General features: G+C 58.4%; 2 protein-coding genes. Both read right to left on the minus strand.

Translation table 11 applies throughout. The features are described 5' to 3' along the window. Positions 1-473: 473 nt before the first annotated feature. Positions 474-773: a hypothetical protein gene (locus ACTJLB_RS32360; protein WP_440785655.1), complete on the minus strand. Its 300-nt coding sequence runs from the start codon at positions 771-773 to the stop codon at positions 474-476. A 722-nt stretch (positions 774-1,495) separates the two neighbouring features. After that, the coding region (locus tag ACTJLB_RS32365; protein ID WP_440785656.1) for a TRAP transporter large permease at positions 1,496-2,599 on the minus strand (1,104 nt) is incomplete at its 5' end.

Below are 2,599 nucleotides of genomic sequence, written 5' to 3' on the forward strand. Positions count from 1 at the left end.
AGCTTGTCCTGTCCGCTATCCAGTCGACCCATCATGACGATTCACTCCCGTCGTTTGATGCCTTCCAGGATACCTAACATTCCGCATCGCCGCCGACTTTTTCAACAGAATCGGCCGACTACCGCCTGACGCCGAAGACCATAGTCGGCCCATTGCTGCCAGCCATCCGTGTCGATTGACCTGTTGGCCGTCACCGTACTTCGTACTTAAAGCTGTTTCCGTAGCGCCCCATCTGGGTACCCCTAAAATACTGATCTCCGACGTTGAGTAGCCGTGGCAGCTGGAGAAGCTCGCCGTTGCGTCCTTGCTCTTCGTAGAGGTGTAACACTGCAACAAAGAGCGCGGCAACTGAGTTGAGACAGTTCTTTAGGTTAGCTTTTGGAAAGTGTTCGTCGCGGTGGTGCTTGACCTTGGTATGGTCTTGCCACCAAATGGGCGGCCTCCCTCCCCCCAATCGCTCCAAGGGTGAAGAGTCAGGCCATATCGGGGAATTTGCACTTCAAATCCAATGAAATTGGACACGCCTCGGAGACTGCCTCAAAGTAGGCGTTAATGGTGGTTGCCGCTGATTCTGAATTATGCTTCCGGCAGAGCTGCTTGAGCACCACATCGACCTCTGAACTCGCGCCGAGAAACAGGCGCGCAATCTCAATCGAATAGGTCGCGTCATTGCCCTCTGCAAGGTCCACATATCGAGAGAGGCGATCCAAATCCTCCTCAAGTGCGAGGAAGTAGTTCCAGTGGACATATGAGTGAGATCTAAGTATCGCCACGATGTTTCCCTTGGCTATCGTCCGAGTTAATGCAGCTTTGGCAGTTCAAACTAGATTCATGGTTTCGCGATTACAGACCCTACGGACGCGCGGATCTTCAGACCGAAAATCAACGCAAGTCTTTTAGTTTTTCTCGTTAATTTACGGTCACCGCACGCCCGCTTTCTTTCCCGTGCGGGAAGACCGATTGTCGCCGACCTGAGCGTTGACGTCGACCGTCCGCTTGTGGCCGCACAGAGTCCCATGCCAACGGCGGACGATCGCCTCAGGTACGGACTTTTATGCGAGAGGCATGCATCGACCCCTTGCTGCCGCTCGCGGCGTCACTCGCGTGATGTCGCGTTTCGAATGGACAGCCGTCATTCGCCAACAAAGCTCGCCGATAGGCATTCGCCCTTTGTACACGTGGACTAACCGCCGAAGGGCGCTCAAGGTGCCGGACGGTGTGGCGCTTCGGGCAGCGATTAATTTCGTTAGTAGACGGCCTTGTCCGATGCGCGCAGGCTCGTGTACATGGATCGCTGCGCATCCGAACCATGGTGTTCACTCCGAAAGATGGGATGTCGGTTATCTAAGCGACGTTGAAGCGGCCTAACTCACCGCGCTATATGCCTCCAACATTTGCTTGAGACAACACAGATCGCTACTCGCACGAGGGCGAAACCACACCGCCGGAGCCGGCATATGTGGTCAGCCCTAAACACCACATCTACTCGGTAAGTTCAAAGAAAGCCGATTGAGACCCAAGGAACGAAGGCTATCGCCATTAGCCCGAGAAGCAGCATGCCGAGATAGATCCATATCCGCCTGAGCCCCGCTTCAGGCGATACCTCGCCGATGATGCATGCCGCGTAATAACACAGGCCGAATGGCGGCGCGAAGACCCCGAGTCCCATCGCGAGCACGACGACCATCGCATAGTGCACTTCGTGGATGCCGAGCTGATGCGCAACCGGAAACAGCAGCGGCCCGAACAGAACGATGGCCGGAATGCCCTCAAGCACGCTGCCAAGCACGATGAACGCGACGATCGACACCAGCATGAAGCCGGCAGCACCGCCCGGGACTCTCGTCATCATGTTGGCGAGGTCGTGCGAGAAACCCGACTGCGTCAACGCCCAGCCCATCGCGCTCGCCGCCCCCACGATGAACAGAATGGCACCGGACAATGCCGCCGTCTGCAGCAGCATCGGCATGATGGCTTTCCACTTCAGGCCGCCGCGATAGATCAACAGGCCGATCACGAGCGAGTAGGCAATGCCGATCGTCGATACCTCCGTCGCGGTCGCGATCCCTTCGACCACCGCGCTGCGGATCAGGAATGGAAGCAGCAGCGCCGGCAATGCGATCACGAAGGTACGGCGCACGTGCGACCAGGGTGCCCTCACCGCTCCCGCGCGGCTCTCGTCTGTTTCGTCCTCACGCCCTGCACGCCACCACGCGACGACGCCCAGCACGAAAGCAAGCACGATGGCCGGCAGGATGCCTGCGGTAAACAACGCCGCGATCGATATGCCGGTCACTGATGCGATCGCGATCAGCACTAGCGACGGTGGAATCGTTTCGCTCATCGCACCGGCCGCCGCAAGCAGCGATACCAGTTCGCCGTCCTTCATTCCGCGCTTGCGCATCTCCGGGAAAAGCACGGGCGCAACCGCCGCCATGTCGGCCGTCTTGGAGCCCGAGATCCCCGATATCAGCAGCATGGCGCCGAGCAGCACATACGACATGCCGCCCCGCACGTGCCCAAGCAGCGACGCGAGAAACGCCACCATCACGCGCGCCACGCCCGTCACATGCACGAGTTGCCCGAGCAGCACGAACAT

The organism is Paraburkholderia sp. 22098, assembly GCF_052045935.1.
GTDB classification, from domain to species: Bacteria; Pseudomonadota; Gammaproteobacteria; order Burkholderiales; family Burkholderiaceae; genus Paraburkholderia; species Paraburkholderia caledonica.